We start from the raw sequence: 18,450 nt of genomic DNA, 5'->3' as shown, positions 1-18,450 counted from the left end.
AAAAACATCTCTGATGTTCTTTTAGCACAGAGTGTTACTATTTTGGAGATGTCTAATGACTTTTGGCATTTTTGTAATCAAAACTGCGATGCTCAACTATTAACTTATGCTCACGGGGATAAGACTGGATTACCAGATACTCTCCTTCATAAAAGGGATTATATTTGGTAGCGATTCTTTCGTTGAAAAATAAGAAATCTCTTTCAGTATCCATATAAGTAAATTGTAATCTTTCATTTATAAAACATAGCTGACGGAGTGAACGCTGATAGGTTTTGAAGATTATTTCTTGCCCAACGCTTGCCTTCGTGCCTCAATATAGGCAACAAATACAATGCTCAGACAAGCAGTTGAATTGACCACGAATGCAGATGGGCGACCACCAGTTAGCAATAGCATTACTAAAAACCCAATACCGACTTGAGTTGTTTGTTTAACTAATGAACTGAGGCGATCTCTGATATTAAAAATTTTCATTCATCCTCCTAAACCAGGAAAAAACTTACTCCAAACACTTTGCTCTTTTGAAGCTAATTCTTCTGAACCTAGAACATTCTGTAACCCTTGCTGATTACTCTGAATCTCCTGCATATTGAGAGCGTGAATAGTTTGGGCTAACTCTGGATTGTCTTTTAATAATTCAGCCTCAAAGCTTAACTCCTTCTGCAACAGTTGGGCATTTCGGCGCAAGAACATCTGCTGATTGTGTCGCCGTCTGATAAGGGATTCAGTCAGATGTAATTGCTCTTCAAAACTTAAATCATCGTATTCGCTGTTATACATGAGAATTCTTCTCCGATTAGCTTAAAACTTAATTTTTAGGAAAATTAACGACACTATTCAACTAATTAAAAATGTTTGATTCCTCCATAAAGTAGCTGATATCCCAGCCTCAATCTCGTAATAAATTCGTCAGTATTGCGATTCCCCCAAACAGGATTACTACGGCTTTTTATCCAGTTGATTGGACTATGACAAATCTCATTATGACAACGGTAGCACGTAGGAAATGTAGATTGACCAATGATGTCGTTGCCGTAGTAAGCGTGATGGATTTCTTCACTTTTCTTAGTCAAGCAAACGACACAATAATTGTGAGTTTTTCGGTGAGCGATTGCTACTTGTTTCTTGTACTGTTTGGGATTACCATATCGAGCATTCCAGTTTAATTGTCTGGGTAGCCGAGATTTTCTAGTAATAGAGTTACCCCCTTTTCATTTAATTCTTGCCCCGTTAATTCGTGCCACTTCTGTTTGATTTCCTGAAAATGCGGTCTTCTCCCTAATTCTGTTGCCCATTTTCTAATTTCTTCATACCAGTCAACCTGCTGCTGTGAGGATTGCTGATTATTTTTAGAACTATTAACAGTGTCAGCATTCGGTTTGGAATCCTGTTTTTGTTCCAGACCTTTGATATCAAATTCCGGGATTAGGGCAACGAAGGGATTAGACCGAGTGGGAATCACTAGGGCATATCGAACTCCGGCTTTATCTAACATTTCACAAGCCTGTCGCAAGATTTCAAGAATCTCCTTTTTAACGTTTACAAAGTCTTGGGGATGGTCAAGGATATAACTCGATGTTTGCCCCATCGCAATAAAGCAAACATTTTTCAAGGACGGGCGGCTAAATCCGGTTTCTCCAGAGAGTGGGGACTGGCCCATAAATAAACCATGACCTTTTAACCCAGCAGTGAATTTGATGATATAGTTCCAAAAACCTTGCAAGTCTTTGGCAGTATCAGCATCAACCATTCCCGGAAGTCCCTTGCCACCACCAAATACAGAGTCCACCTCATCTTGAGCAAGAAATAATTCGGGAACGCCCTGACATTCACCACCAACTTTTGCAACTCTGGCTTTTTGTTGATCAATCATGCCAGTGGCAAAGGTAATCCAGTTTTTTAGTTCTTTCATGCCGTCAAACTTACGGCTGAACTTGCACAACCATCTGGTGACATCATCCTTTGGATCGCTGCCAATCACAATTGCCGGGCTTTGAGATTTCGCACCAATTTTGTTGATAATCACCCCTGCAAGAGTGGACTTCCCAGACTGTGTTCCACCAGAAAGGTAGAAATGATGATTACTGCGAAGAGTCATATCTTGATTAGATGCAGCATCACACAGTTCATCAATCCAAGCACCATCAATTCTGATGTAACCAGGATAATTTGCTGCTAGGGCTTGCAGAATTTTCATCGCACCCGGATTAATCACGGACTGCACAAATTCTTCATCAATGTCAGCAATATCAGGATTAGGAATCCCAGTCGGTGAGGGTGATTGTTGCGCTGGTGGTTCTGGGAGTGTAACCAACCCTTGCAATTGATATTCAGCAATCCACCGGGGGCGCTCTTGCACTGGTAGCCGATTCACATAGTCAGCAACTCTGCGTTTGGCTGCGATCGCAGTGGTGACATAATCATAAACAGCCTCACCTTGTAGATGCTGCTTAAGTGATTTGAGGTCAGCTTCTTCTAGAGAGCGGTATACTTTCTGTTTGCCTTCGCTGATTTGGGCAGATACTCCAAATAAGCCAGCGCTCACCGTTCCAGCACCAAGCAGCATCCCGGTTGTTATTCGGTCAGTGTTTAAGAAAAAAGGAGCAGACAGGCATAATACTGCACTCGCTCCTAAAGAACATAAAATAGTTCGCTCTGCATGAATCACCCCACTGGCAGTTAGACGTTGTAATTCAAATGGCATAAACTTATCTCACCCCCAACGCAACACCGGCTGCAACTAAAGTCAAGAAGACAAACAGAAATATTATTCCAGGCATCAAGCCAATGGTGAAAGTTTTGCGGTTGAAACCGAATCCTTTGACGACTAAGCCAGCAAAGTTGAACAAACCTACAGATATACCGCAAATGCAAATCATGCTGATGATCCACACCAAGAATTGACTGACTGGGCTGGCAACTGAGAGAAACCCCATCAACATTGACAGCCCGACTCCACAAACTGCATATCCAACAAAGGACAGTTTAATTTGCATAATTTAAGTTGCTCTATCTACATCCTTAAATATTTGAGCAATACGAACACAATTGTCTGAAAAACAAAGGACTACACAAACGCCAAACTGAGGGCATTCATAGTTTTGAACACCAACTTCGTTTAAGTAACAAATTCCTTGACTGCATTGACGCATATCACAAATTCTTGTCATGATTTTCATTTTTAAAATCTGAAGGAATCACCCACTTCATCAAATGCTTTCTCGTATCCCCCCAACTGACGTTGTTGTTCAATAGAACCAAAGGCATGACGGATCACCGCCTCGCCATGTAGGGACCTAGTTCGCTGCAAATCTTCCTCAATCTTCATGGCTTCTTGGGAATATGCCAATTGGTTTTTATACATCTCTGCCAAAGATTGCAACTGTTTGAGCTTGTGCCGGGAGAACTTTGTATGTAGCCACTTCTGTGCTTTCAAATTGCCAGCCATTTCTGCCTCATCCAGAACCTGTTGTGCTGTAGTGTAAGCTGGCAATGTGTAGCGATCGCGGATTGATGAAGGTAAATTACCCTCAATTTGTGTTGCATCCCCAACTCTTAAATCCGTTGATACTACTCCATCACCTTTCCCGCCAAATAAACCAGGAAGCCATTTTCCTAACATTCCTTTCTCCCCCCTACTACTTAAAATTGGTATAAGTCTGCTGAACTTGTTGAACTTGTGAGCCGATATATCGGGTTATGCCATATATGCCCATGAATGAAAACATCAATACTGTTATTGCTGCGATCGCTGTTTGAGCCATCATTCCCCGTTGCATCAATTCCTCAATCTGTCTATTGGACTGCGATCGCGTTCTCGACTCATCAATAATTTGCTGGACTACCAGGAATTCTTCTGTTGTCAGATTTTCTAGTGTTAAGCCGGACAGACTCAACTCTCCGTCCTTCTTCAGGTGAATATTTAATTGTTTGTGACGAGTCTGCTCTTGTTGCTCCATATATTACCACGCCCAAGACGAGGGTTAATAGCAGCAGATTCAGTATTGCTGCTAATCCAATCAATTTATTCGGTTGCATTTGTTGGGCTAATACCGAAAATACCCGCAACGAGTTCGTCACCGATTGCACGAAAGGAATCTACATCAGCTTCTTCCTCCATCGCCTTAGAGACAAACTTACTCACCACGTCCTTGGGAGCATTGCGAATCGTTGATAACAACTGGTCGGCTTTATCAGTTGTGTAAGCGTCAATCCCGACGTTGAGGACATCTTCTAAGGATTGAATTTCTTGATTTGAAACCTGAGATGCATGAGCAATAGCTCCTTGCAATGGAGGAGTGGATTTACGGCGGGGTGAGTTTTTACCGAGTTTGCCATTGCCATTTTTGGACTTGCCATTAGCAGTGGTCAGGGCAGTTGATTTCTTGGCTTGTACAACTTGAATTGCCACTTCTTGGGCTTCGGCATCATTCAAGTTATCAACATCCATGCCAATAGCTGATGCTGCGGACAAAATATCGCCCTCATCGAACTCGATACCTTCAGCCAGTAAAATTTCTTTGACTTTTTGCATACGTTAGTTTCTTATGTGCTACTACACTAATAATATAATATAAATAAGCTACATATCACATAAGAAAGCTACATTATTTCGATATTTTGTAGGGTTCTTGTCCCATAGCCAATATCATTTGATAATTTGGGTGATTAAGTATGGATGCAACAATGCCTAGAACAAAAGCACAGGGAATGACCAGAATTGAACTTTACGTGCCAACAGCACTATTTGAAGAAGCAGAAGAACTGGCCGAGTTTGAGGGTTGGAAATTATCAGAACTGCACCGTGTATTTTGGGAAAACGGTTTTGGCGTTTATGTTGAACGCAGTAACAAGAGAATGATTAACAAACGTCTTCGTGGAAAACTGGAGGACAATACTGAGCCTGTAGAAGATTAAGCTAGAGCGCCCAGGAAAACCTGGGCATTAAATTATTAGAGGATATATGGATCAAAATATGTACACCCTTGCTTGTGTAAAAACAGCTTGCGAACACGTTTTAGGTAAGAATATTTCTCAAAGAACTTGGCGTAACTGTTTGCGAATATGTGGTGTTCAGCCTTACAAGCGAGAAGTCAAGCTCAAAGAATGCTGTTATTTACTAGGATTATTTTATCTCAAACGTCAAAACCCTTTCAAAAAGTATTCTTTGTCTGACGTTTCATTATTATTGATGAAAGAGAAAGAACGACTTTCCAAATTTGGCATTGATTTAGAAAACCCGGAATTTCCACTTTTAGGGCGAGAATTACCAGACTATCTTTATGAAAAAACAGGCTACAAAGTGACTTTGCGAACCCTGTATCGTTGGGCATCTAAACGCCGTATGACTTTCTCTAAGTTACACATTATCAACCAAAAAGAATTGAGTCGATGGCTAGAATTGGCAAATATAGCGAAGGCACAGTAGTTAGCTTTTTGAGATGTTGACTTTCAATCTCTGGCATTTTTCTCTAGATACTGGCGTACTCCAGCACTCATTGCTAATAGGTTAGGTTGTATACTTTTCCCTAAAAAATCTTCGACTACATGAGCAATTGTACTTGTGAGAAAGAATGGTACTCCCTTGATTTGTTTCGCGTCAATCACTAGTTCACCACGGCTTTCAATTACTGTACTATTACCATCTTGTAAAAAGCGATTTTTGCCAGAACACTTAACTGCTTCTGTAAAAGCGTGAGTTTCAATACGCCATTCAACTGTCAAATCTGCCTGATTCCAGGTATTATATTCTGTCCAAGAAAGCATATCTTCACTGAGCAAAACTCTTGCTGCTGCTGGAATTTCACTGCCACCGTGCCATTCATTGACAGTATAAATATTACTGCCTGCTTCCCTACGTGATAAAAGTGTGATGTGGCGCACATTTGGCATATAGGGAACTAGCTCAACTAGTTTGTCTCGATAGGTAGCATAAACCAGGGAGCTTAGAAAAGGAATTTGGGTATCAGCACGGATGAGCATTAATTCATACCATATCTAAATCGAGACACAATGGGGAATTACCAAGAGTTTAGGGAGCGCAACTGGAGCTTTCTTTGGTTGATCCGCCTGAATTTTGGTTAAAACGTCATCTATATTTTACTGTTGCATCGGATCACAAAGCGGCATAAAAAAGCAGCAAGGTCTGCCGTGACATCTGAAAGCCCTACTATGTATAGATGTCACAGAAAGCAGCAAGATTGGGTAAAACCCTAGAACCCTTGCTATTAAAGGAATGTCACAAAAAGCGGCATGGTTAAATTATGAATTTTGTGTCACTTGAAAGCACTCAAAGCTATACAGGATAGGTGTCACAAAGGAAGTGGCAGGGTTGACGAAAAAAAATAGGGATGAAAAAAAGCCCTGCTTTTGGGCTTTTTTATGAAGTGGGATCGAGAGCCATTGTTCTTTTTGGGCTAGATAGACGGTTATGCTGCTGATTGATGGTATTGATACAATTAGTTCATGGGTAATTTTGGTGCAATGCTTCTTTTGGTAAAACTAATTCGCGGTCAAGATAACACGGTTGTGGAAGCAGATTTAGTGGAGCTATTGCAAAAGCACGTCGATGATTATGCCAACAAGTGGAAAGAACAATTGAAACTGCACGACCAATCAGACAAATTTTGGGACTGGGAATTTAAACTACAGTTTGTCATTAGCAGACAACCAAACCGCGAAGGCTATGCAATTGAGTACGAAGGTGAAACTCAAGGCTTAATGCTGATTGAAACTCAAATGCACGGTTCTTGCCTAGTAGAAGGTAAACGCTTGGTATACATTGATGGCATAGCTACCGCACCTTGGAATCGGGCATATATCCAACGTCCGCCAAAATTAAAAGGTGTTGGCACTGCATTCTTGGCATTTGCCAGAACCCGTAGTATGGAATTAGGGTATGAAGGTAGAGTAGGATTGCATTCATTACCGGGAGTAGAAGAATTTTATGATAGCCAAGGCATGATTGATGCCGGAGAAGATGAAGATTACGATGAACTAGTTTATTTTGAGTATGGAGTTTTTCGTTCTCCTGAGTAAGATAGGAAAGATAAGTAATGAGCCAGCAGGAACACAGTGAAAATCAAAGCACCTTTAACCAAGAAAATGCAGTAAATGCAATTGGTCTATTCTTTGATGAAGAATGGTTGCGAAAAGGTGTTGAAGCTGAGGATAAAGTTGGTGGTAATATTGGGGCTGGATTAGATTGGGGTTCAGCTTTTGTCTCCTTAATGGGCAATTTAGAACTTTTGGGACGCATCACAACGTTGCGTATTTCTCTAAATAAAGAAGTGCGGTTGCTACTGAATAATTGGAATTTAGGTACAGCTACAAAAATTGCTGTAAAAACTGCAAGAGAAAGAATACTTGAAAAGTTTAAACTGCCGACACCAGAGGTAAGAGAATACATACTTGCTACTCTGGAAAATGATCAGCTTTATGGTGAAGAATTCATTTCTAATCGAGAGATACTGCGTGAACTGCTTGGGGTGTTGTTAAAACAAGAAGATTGGGAAACTATTGCAGCAGTTGCAGCAGATTCGTTAAAGAAACAAATTATACATCAAGCTGTTGGTGAAAAAATCTCAGCATAATTTATATTTTCAAAAAAAATGAATGATTTTGTTTGTGAACAACAAAGTTTTGTACAAGATGATATGACAACTTTTGAAGTTTCCATGCGATTTCAATTATTGTTGTTTTAACTGTGTTTGTACTACTCGCTGCTGCCTTTTCTCCACCAAAACCTGACCAATAGATCCCCCAGTACCCAGCCCTAACATTCCTGTCGCAATCATGTACATTACATTCTTGCTAAAAAAATGCACTCCTAAATAACCGATAGATATGGCCGCTAATGTACCAGTGAGACTTACAACAATTACTTGTACTTGATTTCGTTTCATAACTAGAATTCCTTTGCTTGATAGAGGTTATGATTTGAATTTGCTATTAGGTAATCTCGCCACTGGGCAATTTATGATCGAATTGACACCGAGACAACAAATTTTTATACAAGATGATGTGCCTACCCGTTTGCATCATTTAGCTGTACACCTTGAGCAAATTCAGTCTTTGTGGACTGGGGTATCATCTCAGGAATTGATGCTGACTCTGGTCAAAGAAAGTCGATACTTTATCGAGTGGACTGTACCAGATATGGTGAAAGCAGACGACATTGATAGAGCAGCAGAGTTAGTTGACTTAGGTCGTTTGTTGACTCGATGGCTATTCCATTGGGAGAACATTTGGTCAGATATCGAGCAAAAGCAATCTGCATCTCTTGAAACTTCATATTGGTTACGTCGGGTTTTGGAAATATCTGGTACTGAAGCGGAATCACTGAGTGCTTGATCTTTATTAATCCTTCTTTTGTTTGACTAGCAGTGAACGCAAATACTGCCGACAAGCTGCCTCTCCCCGATAAATCAGAATCCGCAGCGCCTGTATTTCCTGCATTGGAGAAACACAGATTTCGGCAATCGCAGCAATCAAATTCTGTTGCTTCTGCACATAATCTTGATGCTGCTGCTCCAACTCTTGAATCTTGAAGTTTAGCTGTTGTATCTGCCGCAATGCTTTTGTCAGAGACGATTCTTTGTTTCGAGAGCGATTATCCAAAGTGAATGTCATTTTTTTTACTCCTTATTTAGATAGTTGAAAGCTTTGCCAATCGGGGCATTTATCACCTTGCCAGCCTTTGGGATGAACGGCGCAATTGAGTGTTACGCCGTTGTAGACAACCCCGTGAAAATGCTTGCAACCTTGGCAGGGAGTGGGAACAGGTCTGGGTTTTAGCGATTCTTCAAATTGCGCTGTTTCAATCCGACTACCGATAAACATGGTCAATCCAGTTCCCATCATGCTGAAACAGAAAGCCAGCCTCGCTGCGCTTGCAGGTATTGTAATGTTGAAATAGTTCGGTTTCTTTTGCCCGAAAAGCATGACACAGCCACTCAAAATAGTGGAAAATGCGAAAACTCCAATGGCAGATTTAAGAATCAATTGCTTTGTGTTCATCTTTGTTTTTTCGATGGTTCGTGCTTAGATAACAAAGCGCCGAAGTCGTAAATCGTTACTGTTGGTTTTGGTTCAGGTTCAGGTTTTGGTTTCGACTCTATCACGAGTTCAGGACTGCCCAAGCCAACTGCATTTTTGATTTCTTGCTCCATATCAAAATTCTCCTTTTTGAGTTGCCTGCTGTACACCATCAATTGCTTCAACTAACTCAAAATTTAACGTTGACAGCATCGTTTAACACCACATTATTAGTAGTAGAGAAATACTGCGATGACTGAATGTTACGATAATCTCGGCTACTTTGTACAAGCCGCAATGTATGTTGACAGCCCTGCAAGATAGCCCGAATCTCTGAAGTAGTTAATTTAATTTCCATTGGTGTGTTCTAACGTTGAAAAACTGAATCAATTTCGCCGTTATCAATAGCCTTCTTTGCATGGCGAACAGCTTGCGTATGATTGTCAAAAGTTTGAGTTGAAGGTGATGCCCAAGTTGTTTTTAACAGACCTATTTTTCCCACATGAACATCCACAGTGCCATCTGATAACTCGGCAGTCTCAATTTTGTAGCCACCATGTTTGGTTTTGTACTCTTTCATTGTCCGTTTATCTCCCTAAAATTTATCCTGTTGAATACTGAGACTTGCTCCGACTAAAGAACTGCCTAAGAAGGCGGAAAAACTTACCAGCATTGCACCCAGGCAGATATTTTTTTGCTGCTCCCAACCAGAGATGATGATGTTGGAGTCAGCATTCGTCTCTATAATCTCCATTCCCCAGCATCCCATTGCTCCAACCCCTGAAAAGCCAGTCAAGAGCAGAGAGATAATTGCAGTTGTTTCTATGATGCGGTCGAAAAAAATCCTGGAATTGAATCTTCTCTTAGTACGGCGGCGAAGAACCAATTTACTCTTGTGGTCTAATTGAGATTGGTAAATAGCTTGTTTGTGGTTAGTCATTTAGATTCCTCCAATTGAACATAGAAACCCGCACCTGTATTGGTAATCTTTACTTTTCTTTGATTAACCAACATTTGAATGACACTAAGACTAAAGCTGATACTGCACAATCGAGCGCTACCACCACAACGACCGAGATATTGTAGGCACAGTGAAGACTGGTCAGTAGAGGTGGGGTAAGTAGATTTTCTCGGCATAATCTTGGCTATTACTCTATGATTTGTAAATGATGTGCGTTGAAAAAAATTCCTTGACCAGGTGGCATATCTGGGAAATGAACACAAACCATGCTGTGTCCTGAATACTGAATTACTGTACCTGTTTGCCCTAACCTGGGGTCTTTTTCTGTCAGTGCTTTAATGACTTTTACAACTGAATTAATTGGTGGGAGATTAGCCATTTTTAATCCTTGGCTGAACAGCCTATTATGGAAGTACATCTGGTGAGTTGTGACTTTAATGTTGGAAGTAGCTAATATTTGATAAAATTCGTTTATGTTTGATAACACCTGCAAATTTATCGCTGAGATGTATTCTCCTGATTTTGCTACTTGGCTATTAGGAGAACCCCGAACCAATTCGCAATTCGCAATTCGCAATTAATTTAGCTTGTTGATTTTATCCTTGATTTTTCTAGTAGATGCAACTAGAATTTTTCCAACTTCTCTTACTGGTTTATCAGTAGAAGTGGTGCAACAATTACAGCAGGAATAATCCGAGAACCAAGAGTAATTTTGCGACTATTCCTATACTGAATTTACTCAACAAGGGCTGTACCTTAAGTCCCCATTTTTTACCTTAATCAGTGACAGTGCGGGTTGTTGACAACAATGCCCGTGTTTGTTGTAGCTGCTTGTACTTATCCCAATTCCTCGGATTATGAGGTGATGAGATTGATTCTTCAAATTCCCAGTTTTGAGAATTGGTATCGAAAAACTCAATGGCTGCATCAAAACCACATTGTAAAAATCTGGTGTATGATTCTTCCGAGCAAAGAATCGATTCGGCAATTGCAGTCAAAAGTTTGAGGTTGGTTTCAGTAGCAGCACCTTCTTTGTCGAGCCAATCAATTGTTTCCAGCAGTTGTTGTTTAGCAGATGCCGCAGTAGATTGAGGTAATGCGGCAATGGGAATAAAACCTGTTAGTTGTTTCATGTTTGATTGGCTCAAAAATTATCTATTTCTACAACACCTTCATCAGTTGCAACTTTCCGTTGAGATTTGGCTTTGGTAATCTGGAATTCGTTCGCTTTAATTACAGGCATTGCAGCCTCTTTAACTGCTGCTTTCGCTTGATGATAAAGGAATTGAACTACACCGTCTGCGTCTTCCTCTTCTTCAAGCTGCGCCCATAAAGAACAACCTAGTTCGATTGATTCATAGTTGCCCAAATTAAACTTTCTCGAATAACTAATTGAAACAGTACCGATTTTCATTGACTTGTTTTTGCTGCTAATTTATGTAGTGGCGACTCAAAGGTGAATCGCCTTTTTCGTGTTTAATTACCGTTTTCCTTGCGGTATTGCTGTCTGATTCTGTCCTTGCAGAGATGCCCTCGCCTCAGTCTCCGAAACCGGGGGTAATGCTGGTGCAGTGACAGTATTACTAGCCCAACGCTCGTAAGTATCATTAGTTACCCAATGGAGTGTTGCCCCAGATTCCGCACCACTACGAATCATCTCTGCTGCCTCTAGCGCATCATGCTCAAAATCAGATTGGGGATTGCGATAGCTCCACTGAATGAACCAATATGTTCCAAGCGTCCCTTCCACTTTCTGAAACTCGGCACAGAAAATGTAGTTTTTCAGTACGCTAGCGATCGCCTGATAACAGAACTCTTTGGGATCTCCCGGCATCCCTTCCTCGCACCACTGCTGGAAAGCGCGATGGGCGAAGTGGTTGTACAATCCAGCAAAATTGTCTTTACTGCGGCGGTGGATCAGAAAACTAAGCAGCATGGAAGCTGACCCCTTAAACTGGTCTTTTAGTCCGCCAGCCACCGGAATTACCCACAGTTCAGTAAATGGTTCGTTGGTGAAGTTTTCGTTGATGGTCAATGCACGGTCAGGACGAGAGATTGCGATCGCAAAATCAGCCTTGTTACCTTTGAGATATCCTCCTGCTTGTGCTTCTAGAATTGTGAGTTTTGGAGGACAGTCAAGAAGGAATTGACCGTATTCTTTGGCGCAATTCGCTTGTAGTTTCGGTTTGCTGGGTGGAATGAGAAAGACGCTGTTGTTGATTTTGATGGTTTCCATAATTGCGTTGTTGTTGTTAAAAATTGCGTTGATACTGGATACTGTTCGACTTAGCTATTTATGACAATGCCAGGAATTGTTTTTAACTCGTAGTTAAGCAGTTCAAGTTGGCGTAGACATTTTTCTATTTCAGCTTGAATCTCTGCTCTCAATTCCTGTGGTGTCAGTAGTTCGATTTCGTTCTCTAAGTGATTTTCTTCTTCAATAGAATTGATATCAGGCATGACGATGTACCGCCAGCCTTCGCCATATTCATGTGCTAAAAAACTGTCGTTTGGGTAATACTTGATGCCGATAATCAGTCCTTGTTCTGCACGCTGTCTCAACGTGAACCGGGGGTATTTCCAGCCCTGTGGGATGGTGATTGTTGATTGCATTATTCTGCCTCTTGATTAAATTTGACCTCGACGATTTCTTCGACACAACCCATCGCTTGATCCAAATAGTGCAGAACATCACCCAAATGTGTTGCTGCCTCTGGATCAATCTTTTTATCCGCAATCAACACAGTTTTCATCTTGGGCTATTGCCTGAATCTTCTGGTAGCACGAGTTGAATTCTTTCAGTATTTCTATGGGTGACATTGTTATATTCAATGAATTGTGGTGTTCTATTTGGATAAACTAATAATTTAGTTTTGCTCCTCGCCACACAGGTGGGTCTGTCCTGCCCACCCGTTTCCTTACGCTGCAAGCAAATGTTTTGCTTGTGGAACGTATCTCTTTAACCTTTCCCACTCCTCAGTTGTCAGCGAATCAAATTCTTTATCTAGCAACTCTTCTTCCGTGGGTGGTTGTTCTGCTGCCGTTGTTGATATCCTTGCCACCTTCATAAATTGGTCTAGTCCGACTGCTGCATCTACAGCCTGGGCGTATCGAATCTTATCTACAGCATTTGACCAGTGAGTAATATGCTGAAATATCACCCCAATCATGGAATCATCTGTGTAGACTCGATAGGTTCTGGGGCAAGCTCCATTCACGTATACAAGTTTGTAGGGAGGAATCTCTTGCACCTCTGCATTGGGGTCGGTTGGAGGTAGGAGAATTTTCTCTAGAGGATTATCCAACTGAGCTTCTTTAAGAGAAAATGAGCTAATCATATTTGATATGCCATGATGATTTGGATTGTCTAAATTTCGGTTGAACGGCGATTGCTTTTCTCTTGGACTGCGATGCCTGCGGCGGGCTGCGCCTACGCCTTTCTCACTTCCAGTACCAGGGATTTCTTACACCTCTGCATTCGCATCTGTAGCAGGTAGGAGAATTTTCTCGTGGCAGTCACCTACTTAAAGTAAGAGGTTACTTGCTGCACTTTGTGTCATGATTATTATTTCTAAAGCAGCGATTGAGCTTTGAAGGCGATTGCAGTTGCTTGGGGCAGCAATCGCCTTTTCTACCTTCAGCAACTTACGCCGCTACTGCCGCTCGGACTCCCAACAGGGCAATCACTTGTTTCGCACTCGGAGCGACGCGATTCACCCCATACTGTCTGGGTCTGGCGTACCAACCCTGGTGATTGCACCCGACGAAGCCGACAAAGCGCCCGTCTTGGTAGAGTTTGGTGCTGAACGATAGCCAGTCAATTTCCCCGTGATACAGACCAAAAACAGTGCAGGCTGTTTCCAGTTCATCGCTTAATCGTTTGTTGCGCTCCAGGGGTGTTTCTGGCAGAGTCGCTTTGACCTCTGCAACTCTTGTAGCGAACCAGTTGCGGTCAAATGGGAGCCGTCCGCCACCGACTAATTGCACCCATACTGTGATTCCGCCTTCGATCCAGATTGTGCGAACTGATTCGGCTTGGACTTCGATAATCTCACCAATAATCCGACGATCACGAGCAGTCAGGGGGTCTTTGGTTGGGGCTACAGCTTCGGCTTGGGTTTCGAGGTGGGTGTATAGTTCTGCTTGGGCTTGGGCTTGCTCATCAACGGAAGAAGTAGGAATTGCTTGCTGTGTATGTGTTGTATAAGGCATAATATTGATCTCCATTCAGTTGGATAAAAGGCGATCGCACGGTTTGCGAGACTTGGGGCGGTCGTCTTTTTGCTTTCTAGATATAATCTAGCAAACAATATAGATTTAGTCAAGATAAAAATCTAGATGATTAAGTTGGCTTACAATAAGGTTTGCAGAGATTATTCTGGATCAAGAGTATATTGTTGATAAAGACCAACAGAAAAATATGCCTGCGAACAAAAAGCCAGAGACACAAGGGCGAATTGCCCAGCTAGGTATCAAGATAGATGCCGAGTTATACGAGAAGTACAAAACAAAATTGAAAGAAGATGGTATATCGATTACGGAAGATATCGAAAACCACATGAGGAATTATATAGGCGAGATGATTGTCCACAGCAATGTAGTGGATATAGTCAAGCTAGTTGAGGATGTAGAAGTCTTGAAGAAAGTCTTGGGGGAGTTACAACCGGGCTGGCAAGAGAGAATGAGCAGCTTAAAAGTCAGTTAAAAGCCATGTCATCTCAAATCGACAACTTGGTTCAAATAATGAAAACTTCACCCCCTCTTGACAGGGGGTGAAGCATTTTTAAGGTATGCCAATTTATTCTAGATAGTTTTCTTGATTTTAAGCTAGCTCGGTGTTAGATTTTAAGTAGCCACATATTCTAGTGGCTACTTAATTTTTTAGGCAATCGCCCAAATGCGAATAACATTTGCTCACACACTTGCTATCCGCACTTGAAGCGCGAGGTAAACAAGACAAGCATTTGCTTGCCTTCTTATCAGTAGACCGTAAAATGCCATGCTGACACTAGAAGCCGAACAAACATCAGCACTCGACTACACCAAATTGAACAACGGTATCCAGGATACCTTCACCGCCATCGACCGTTTTGAGTGGCAAGCAATAGAAGAACTGCGGCTGATGCGAGATAACCACTACTACAAAGATGGTGGATATCTCAGCTTTGAGGACTATTGTGAAAAAGAGCTAATCAAACATGGCGGATATCGGCGTGTCAGAGATTTGCTGTCTGCGAAGAAAGTAGTTGATACTCTGCCAGAGTCACTCAGGGAAAAGATTACTAAGCCCTCTCAAACTCGCCCCCTACTTCGTTTGGTTAAAACTCCCGACAAACTGAACGAAGCTGTTGCGATCGCAGCCAAAGAAAAACCCTTCCCCACTGCCGCCGATTTTGCTAAAGCAGTTCAGAAGGTTGTTCCAAACAATACGTCACCCACTAGAACCAATAGCACAAAACAAGAAAAAGTCAAAACGCAATTGTGTCATTCTGTCACTGTTTCTTCCCTTTCACACCCTCGTTATGGAGATTCGGGAGTGATCGAGGCAGACGCACCCAATAACTATCAACAGATTGTTACCTTCAGCGATGGTGAAAGGTTGTTGGTAAACAATGCTGATTTGAGTGGTTTAAATGACGCAATTGTGTCCGAATCGAGTGGGCGGACTTACCCAAAAGAATATACGGAAGCGATTGCTGCTATTGAAGAACGCCATAAACAGGAACTAGAGAGACTTTCCCAGGAATTGAGAATAGGGCTACAAGCAGAAGTGTCGGCCAGAGCCGAAGAACAAGCTAAAGAGCAGGTAGAATCCTTACAAAAACTCTTCAAGCAACAAAAAGAGCAAAACATCCAGTTGCAGCAACGCCTAGACGAAATGGAATCACTACGGCAGTTGGAGATAGAGAATCAGCAACTCCAACAACGTATCCAAGAATTAGAACACGCCGTACAACAGCATCCGGTTCAGCAGTGGGGAAATACCATGACCCAGCAAGCGACCAAAGCGTTGAACAAGCAGGTCAAACAGGCGTTAGAGAAAACTATTGATTTGCGATCGCTGGCACAAGAACCCCCAAAAGAGAATGCCCAAGAATGCTTACGTTTAATGGGCATGGCATTGAAGAATCTCGCCAACGCTATGAATAACACCCAAGCCCTCGAAGCTGCGGCAATCATTCTGGGAAGCGAACCGACATCAACTGCGATCGCATATCGAGCCGAGCAACTGGAAATGTTGCCCCAAGCGGTTAGTGATATTAGAGCAGTGCTGGCTAAACCTGGGTGTACATGGCAGGACTATTGGGCAGTGGCGCAAGAGTATGAGGTGATTAAATCAGATTATTGGGCAGAACTTACCACCCAGGAAACAGAATTAATTTCCACACTCCAGAACGCATCCCTTCAACCGCGCACTATTGGCATCGGTTCTATTGTTGCCCATGCTGACCCGTACCGGACTCTGTATTTGGAGAGGGGCGAAGTTGTAGACGAGGTAGGGGGCAAAGTCGTTGTTGCCTGGGATCACTGGCGCAATGAGTTGAAAAAGACTCAAAGCTATTCCAGGGAAGAGTTGCGATTCTGGCAGGGCGAAAACCAGTAGACAAAGACTCGCTAAGAGAATAGCCAAAAAACTTAAACGCGGCATGGTTGCAATGTCGCCCACATTGTCATGGAAAAATTTTGGAGGAATTATGACTACAGCATTAAAAGCAATCAATGGTGGCAGCAAACAGCGAAGCGATCGCAAACAAGCAGATGCAGATAAATCGATTAGACCACATTGCAAAGTATCAATTGAGGATATTAACTGGGTTCGTCAACAGCCTCCATCTGTGCAGCAGCTTTGGTTAGATAGCATTGCGGCTGAACAATTCGGGGGTTCTGCCCACAAACTCCATACTAACCTCACCTACAAATCTTTGCAAAAAGCAGGTGCGGCATTAAGCGCTCAAGGATTGTTTCAGTTTGAAGAAGTGTTTGGTCGCTTGCCCTCTGGTAGACCTGGGTTGATTAGCTACCGTGTCCGTAATCTTCACGGTTATTACAATCGCTTTTACTGGGAATCGTCCACGTCTGAAGAAACCAATTTTTGTGACGAGAAAGCCGTCCACGCCGGGGAGAAAACAAATGCGCCCGAACGGAATGAAAACCACCCCAAAGTGGAACAAATCCAGCCTGATTTGGAATCATTCCAAAAGAATGGTCAAAAAAGTGAGGATTTGCAAGGGTTTCAAAAACCTAACAACGTTTCTAACTACTCGTTAACTACCTACCAACAACCAACTAAGGTTGTTGGTATGGTAGTTGGTTCTGACGCGCTTGCTCGAAATCCGCGTGTTGAGGAAACGGCTCATGCGCCCTTGAGGGGCGCGTCGCCTTCACATATCGAAAGCGCGTCAGAACTTGAAGAATTGCCTACGGCAAATGACTGTACATCGCTGGCGCTTGTGGATGATGCACAGAGTCAATCCGCTTCTTTATTGGTTGAAAACCAGAATTGTGGTGTTGAGCAGAAAGGCTGTCATGAAGGTGGTTATTCCGCTACGCCCGTTGCACAAAATGAAGAATGTTTAAATTCTGTGATCGCTAATCAAACTCAGGGGCAAGTAGAACAAAGTAATTCCGCTTCGTTGTTGACTGAAAAGCAGGACTGTGGTGTTGAAGCGAGAGACTGTCATGAAGGCACTTATTCCGCCGCGCCCGTGTCATTAAATCAAAGTGAGATATTTGAATGGTTGGATAGGGCAAACCTTGGAGAATGCCCTCCATTGTGGGTAATTCAATATTTGCTAGACAGCAAGTATTACGCCAGCATGAGGGCAACAATCAGCAAGTTTGAGAAGCAGTGGAATCTATCTGTAGTCAATTATCAGGTGCAAAAATCTAGTGAGGCGTTGTTTACCGCAGTTCGCGGAGCGTCTCGTAGAGAAGACATCGCCATCAGATCCAAGACTAGACTATTGCGAATGGAGAAACTGAAGATGGCTTCTCTGGTTGGGGAAAATCCGGGGTTTGACTTCCTCCAACAATGCTGGAATGATGACCCGGCTTTGCAGATTGTGATTAAAAAGGTGCTGGTGAAGTTTCCGCAATGGGGGATTGCGATTGTGGATGGGGTGCTGGTTGATTGCAATGGTTAGCGATCGCTATTCATTGCTGACTGTACCATGATGGGAGCTTGTGAGATCAATTCATCCCCGGATTCAGTAATGCAAAATAATAGTTATTTTGGGAGTTTGTTCTTCGGACTTACTACAAAATATAGCTGTGAGCGATAGAAATTAAACATCAAATTCTATAAAAAATTTACTTGTCCTAAAATTATAAAAACTTATTTTGTGTTACGCACATCTGTATTATATGTCACTGAAAGCCCACTCGGTTGAGCAATCTGACTTTTCCCGTTAAGTGTCTTTTGCAAGCTGCCAGCCCTCACAGAGGTCGTG

At 42.3% G+C, this 18,450-nt stretch carries 33 protein-coding genes; 8 read left to right on the top strand and 25 right to left on the bottom strand.

Features of this window, described 5'->3' with window-relative positions; translation table 11 throughout:
* Nucleotides 1-282 precede the first annotated feature (282 nt).
* The 8 genes from HWQ36_RS00350 to HWQ36_RS00315 all read right to left on the bottom strand — a co-directional run bounded on the left by HWQ36_RS00350 (nucleotide 283) and on the right by HWQ36_RS00315 (nucleotide 4,537).
* Entirely contained in the window at nucleotides 283-477 is a 195-nt protein-coding gene (locus HWQ36_RS00350; RefSeq protein ID WP_292696834.1) for a hypothetical protein, read from the bottom strand.
* The gene (locus HWQ36_RS00345) at nucleotides 478-783 is read right to left on the bottom strand and encodes a hypothetical protein (RefSeq protein WP_292696832.1); all 306 of its coding nucleotides are present in this window, start codon (nucleotides 781-783) and stop codon (nucleotides 478-480) included.
* Nucleotides 784-848: 65 nt separating this feature from the next.
* Complete coding sequence (locus tag HWQ36_RS00340; protein ID WP_141699770.1) at nucleotides 849-1,076, bottom strand: hypothetical protein; 228 nt, start codon at nucleotides 1,074-1,076, stop codon at nucleotides 849-851.
* Nucleotides 1,077-1,165: 89 nt separating this feature from the next.
* Entirely contained in the window at nucleotides 1,166-2,707 is a 1,542-nt protein-coding gene (locus tag HWQ36_RS00335) for a hypothetical protein (RefSeq protein WP_292696829.1), read from the bottom strand.
* Nucleotides 2,708-2,711: 4 nt separating this feature from the next.
* Nucleotides 2,712-2,999, bottom strand: a complete 288-nt coding sequence (locus HWQ36_RS00330; RefSeq protein WP_190946966.1) for a hypothetical protein — start codon at nucleotides 2,997-2,999, stop codon at nucleotides 2,712-2,714.
* Between the two features lie 185 nt (nucleotides 3,000-3,184).
* A complete protein-coding gene (locus HWQ36_RS00325) occupies nucleotides 3,185-3,625 on the bottom strand; it encodes a hypothetical protein (RefSeq protein WP_292696825.1) in 441 nt (146 codons plus the stop codon).
* Between the two features lie 16 nt (nucleotides 3,626-3,641).
* Complete coding sequence (locus HWQ36_RS00320) at nucleotides 3,642-3,962, bottom strand: hypothetical protein (RefSeq protein WP_292696823.1); 321 nt, start codon at nucleotides 3,960-3,962, stop codon at nucleotides 3,642-3,644.
* Between the two features lie 65 nt (nucleotides 3,963-4,027).
* Nucleotides 4,028-4,537 (bottom strand): hypothetical protein, encoded by a 510-nt coding sequence (locus HWQ36_RS00315; RefSeq protein WP_292696821.1) that lies wholly within the window; start codon nucleotides 4,535-4,537, stop codon nucleotides 4,028-4,030.
* Nucleotides 4,538-4,689: 152 nt separating this feature from the next.
* Between HWQ36_RS00315 and HWQ36_RS00310 the strand changes: the two genes are divergently transcribed.
* The gene (locus HWQ36_RS00310) at nucleotides 4,690-4,920 is read left to right on the top strand and encodes a hypothetical protein (RefSeq protein WP_292696819.1); all 231 of its coding nucleotides are present in this window, start codon (nucleotides 4,690-4,692) and stop codon (nucleotides 4,918-4,920) included.
* A 46-nt stretch (nucleotides 4,921-4,966) separates the two neighbouring features.
* Nucleotides 4,967-5,431, top strand: a complete 465-nt coding sequence (locus tag HWQ36_RS00305) for a DNA-binding protein (protein ID WP_292696818.1) — start codon at nucleotides 4,967-4,969, stop codon at nucleotides 5,429-5,431.
* A 23-nt stretch (nucleotides 5,432-5,454) separates the two neighbouring features.
* Here HWQ36_RS00305 and HWQ36_RS00300 read toward each other — a convergent pair whose 3' ends face one another.
* A complete protein-coding gene (locus HWQ36_RS00300) occupies nucleotides 5,455-5,985 on the bottom strand; it encodes a hypothetical protein (RefSeq protein ID WP_292696816.1) in 531 nt (176 codons plus the stop codon).
* Between the two features lie 501 nt (nucleotides 5,986-6,486).
* On the opposite strand from HWQ36_RS00300, the gene HWQ36_RS00295 reads away from it, so the two are divergent.
* Nucleotides 6,487-7,041 (top strand): GNAT family N-acetyltransferase, encoded by a 555-nt coding sequence (locus HWQ36_RS00295; protein ID WP_292696836.1) that lies wholly within the window; start codon nucleotides 6,487-6,489, stop codon nucleotides 7,039-7,041.
* Between the two features lie 17 nt (nucleotides 7,042-7,058).
* Nucleotides 7,059-7,595: a hypothetical protein gene (locus tag HWQ36_RS00290; protein WP_292696814.1), complete on the top strand. Its 537-nt coding sequence runs from the start codon at nucleotides 7,059-7,061 to the stop codon at nucleotides 7,593-7,595.
* 96 nt (nucleotides 7,596-7,691) lie between these two features.
* Here HWQ36_RS00290 and HWQ36_RS00285 read toward each other — a convergent pair whose 3' ends face one another.
* Entirely contained in the window at nucleotides 7,692-7,907 is a 216-nt protein-coding gene (locus tag HWQ36_RS00285) for a hypothetical protein (RefSeq protein ID WP_292696813.1), read from the bottom strand.
* Between the two features lie 34 nt (nucleotides 7,908-7,941).
* Between HWQ36_RS00285 and HWQ36_RS00280 the strand changes: the two genes are divergently transcribed.
* Complete coding sequence (locus tag HWQ36_RS00280; RefSeq protein WP_292696811.1) at nucleotides 7,942-8,355, top strand: hypothetical protein; 414 nt, start codon at nucleotides 7,942-7,944, stop codon at nucleotides 8,353-8,355.
* A 6-nt stretch (nucleotides 8,356-8,361) separates the two neighbouring features.
* Here HWQ36_RS00280 and HWQ36_RS00275 read toward each other — a convergent pair whose 3' ends face one another.
* The 15 genes from HWQ36_RS00275 to HWQ36_RS00205 form a co-directional block, all read right to left on the bottom strand.
* Nucleotides 8,362-8,634, bottom strand: coding sequence for a hypothetical protein (locus HWQ36_RS00275; protein ID WP_292696809.1), 273 nt, complete (start codon nucleotides 8,632-8,634; stop codon nucleotides 8,362-8,364).
* A 12-nt stretch (nucleotides 8,635-8,646) separates the two neighbouring features.
* The gene (locus HWQ36_RS00270) at nucleotides 8,647-9,021 is read right to left on the bottom strand and encodes a hypothetical protein (RefSeq protein ID WP_292696807.1); all 375 of its coding nucleotides are present in this window, start codon (nucleotides 9,019-9,021) and stop codon (nucleotides 8,647-8,649) included.
* Nucleotides 9,018-9,173, bottom strand: a complete 156-nt coding sequence (locus HWQ36_RS00265) for a hypothetical protein (RefSeq protein WP_292696806.1) — start codon at nucleotides 9,171-9,173, stop codon at nucleotides 9,018-9,020. Before HWQ36_RS00265 ends, HWQ36_RS00270 begins: the two co-directional genes overlap by 4 nt.
* Before the next feature lie 56 nt (nucleotides 9,174-9,229).
* On the bottom strand, nucleotides 9,230-9,397 hold the full coding sequence (locus tag HWQ36_RS00260; RefSeq protein ID WP_292696804.1) for a hypothetical protein: 168 nt from the start codon (nucleotides 9,395-9,397) through the stop codon (nucleotides 9,230-9,232).
* Nucleotides 9,398-9,406: 9 nt separating this feature from the next.
* Nucleotides 9,407-9,619 carry a hypothetical protein gene (locus HWQ36_RS00255; RefSeq protein WP_292696802.1) on the bottom strand — a complete coding sequence of 71 codons (213 nt, stop codon included), beginning with the start codon at nucleotides 9,617-9,619 and terminating at the stop codon, nucleotides 9,407-9,409.
* Between the two features lie 15 nt (nucleotides 9,620-9,634).
* Nucleotides 9,635-9,979 carry a hypothetical protein gene (locus HWQ36_RS00250; RefSeq protein ID WP_292696800.1) on the bottom strand — a complete coding sequence of 115 codons (345 nt, stop codon included), beginning with the start codon at nucleotides 9,977-9,979 and terminating at the stop codon, nucleotides 9,635-9,637.
* Nucleotides 9,976-10,176, bottom strand: a complete 201-nt coding sequence (locus tag HWQ36_RS00245) for a hypothetical protein (protein WP_194144942.1) — start codon at nucleotides 10,174-10,176, stop codon at nucleotides 9,976-9,978. Before HWQ36_RS00245 ends, HWQ36_RS00250 begins: the two co-directional genes overlap by 4 nt.
* 11 nt (nucleotides 10,177-10,187) lie before the next feature.
* Nucleotides 10,188-10,379: a hypothetical protein gene (locus tag HWQ36_RS00240; RefSeq protein ID WP_292696796.1), complete on the bottom strand. Its 192-nt coding sequence runs from the start codon at nucleotides 10,377-10,379 to the stop codon at nucleotides 10,188-10,190.
* A gap of 397 nt (nucleotides 10,380-10,776) precedes the next feature.
* Entirely contained in the window at nucleotides 10,777-11,133 is a 357-nt protein-coding gene (locus tag HWQ36_RS00235; protein ID WP_292696794.1) for a hypothetical protein, read from the bottom strand.
* An 11-nt stretch (nucleotides 11,134-11,144) separates the two neighbouring features.
* Nucleotides 11,145-11,414 carry a hypothetical protein gene (locus HWQ36_RS00230; protein ID WP_292696792.1) on the bottom strand — a complete coding sequence of 90 codons (270 nt, stop codon included), beginning with the start codon at nucleotides 11,412-11,414 and terminating at the stop codon, nucleotides 11,145-11,147.
* 66 nt (nucleotides 11,415-11,480) lie between these two features.
* Nucleotides 11,481-12,236, bottom strand: coding sequence for a hypothetical protein (locus HWQ36_RS00225; RefSeq protein WP_292696790.1), 756 nt, complete (start codon nucleotides 12,234-12,236; stop codon nucleotides 11,481-11,483).
* Between the two features lie 50 nt (nucleotides 12,237-12,286).
* Nucleotides 12,287-12,613 (bottom strand): hypothetical protein, encoded by a 327-nt coding sequence (locus tag HWQ36_RS00220; protein WP_292696788.1) that lies wholly within the window; start codon nucleotides 12,611-12,613, stop codon nucleotides 12,287-12,289.
* Nucleotides 12,613-12,753 (bottom strand): hypothetical protein, encoded by a 141-nt coding sequence (locus HWQ36_RS00215; protein ID WP_292696786.1) that lies wholly within the window; start codon nucleotides 12,751-12,753, stop codon nucleotides 12,613-12,615. Before HWQ36_RS00215 ends, HWQ36_RS00220 begins: the two co-directional genes overlap by 1 nt.
* 165 nt (nucleotides 12,754-12,918) lie before the next feature.
* Nucleotides 12,919-13,338: a hypothetical protein gene (locus HWQ36_RS00210; protein WP_292696784.1), complete on the bottom strand. Its 420-nt coding sequence runs from the start codon at nucleotides 13,336-13,338 to the stop codon at nucleotides 12,919-12,921.
* Nucleotides 13,339-13,645: 307 nt separating this feature from the next.
* Nucleotides 13,646-14,212, bottom strand: coding sequence for a hypothetical protein (locus HWQ36_RS00205; protein ID WP_292696783.1), 567 nt, complete (start codon nucleotides 14,210-14,212; stop codon nucleotides 13,646-13,648).
* Nucleotides 14,213-14,420: 208 nt separating this feature from the next.
* Here HWQ36_RS00205 and HWQ36_RS00200 point away from each other — a divergent pair, with 208 nt between their 5' ends.
* The 3 genes from HWQ36_RS00200 to HWQ36_RS00190 all read left to right on the top strand — a co-directional run bounded on the left by HWQ36_RS00200 (nucleotide 14,421) and on the right by HWQ36_RS00190 (nucleotide 18,144).
* Nucleotides 14,421-14,705 carry a hypothetical protein gene (locus HWQ36_RS00200; protein ID WP_012413087.1) on the top strand — a complete coding sequence of 95 codons (285 nt, stop codon included), beginning with the start codon at nucleotides 14,421-14,423 and terminating at the stop codon, nucleotides 14,703-14,705.
* A 294-nt stretch (nucleotides 14,706-14,999) separates the two neighbouring features.
* Nucleotides 15,000-16,604 carry a hypothetical protein gene (locus HWQ36_RS00195; protein WP_292696776.1) on the top strand — a complete coding sequence of 535 codons (1,605 nt, stop codon included), beginning with the start codon at nucleotides 15,000-15,002 and terminating at the stop codon, nucleotides 16,602-16,604.
* Nucleotides 16,605-16,695: 91 nt separating this feature from the next.
* Nucleotides 16,696-18,144, top strand: a complete 1,449-nt coding sequence (locus HWQ36_RS00190; RefSeq protein ID WP_292696774.1) for a hypothetical protein — start codon at nucleotides 16,696-16,698, stop codon at nucleotides 18,142-18,144.
* Nucleotides 18,145-18,450 lie beyond the last annotated feature (306 nt).

It is taken from the genome of Nostoc sp. NMS2 (genome assembly GCF_017115105.1).
In the GTDB taxonomy this organism is placed as follows: Bacteria; Cyanobacteriota; Cyanobacteriia; order Cyanobacteriales; family Nostocaceae; genus Nostoc.
Note: the sequence above shows the minus strand (reverse complement) of the source record. Positions and strands in the feature narration are given on the sequence as shown.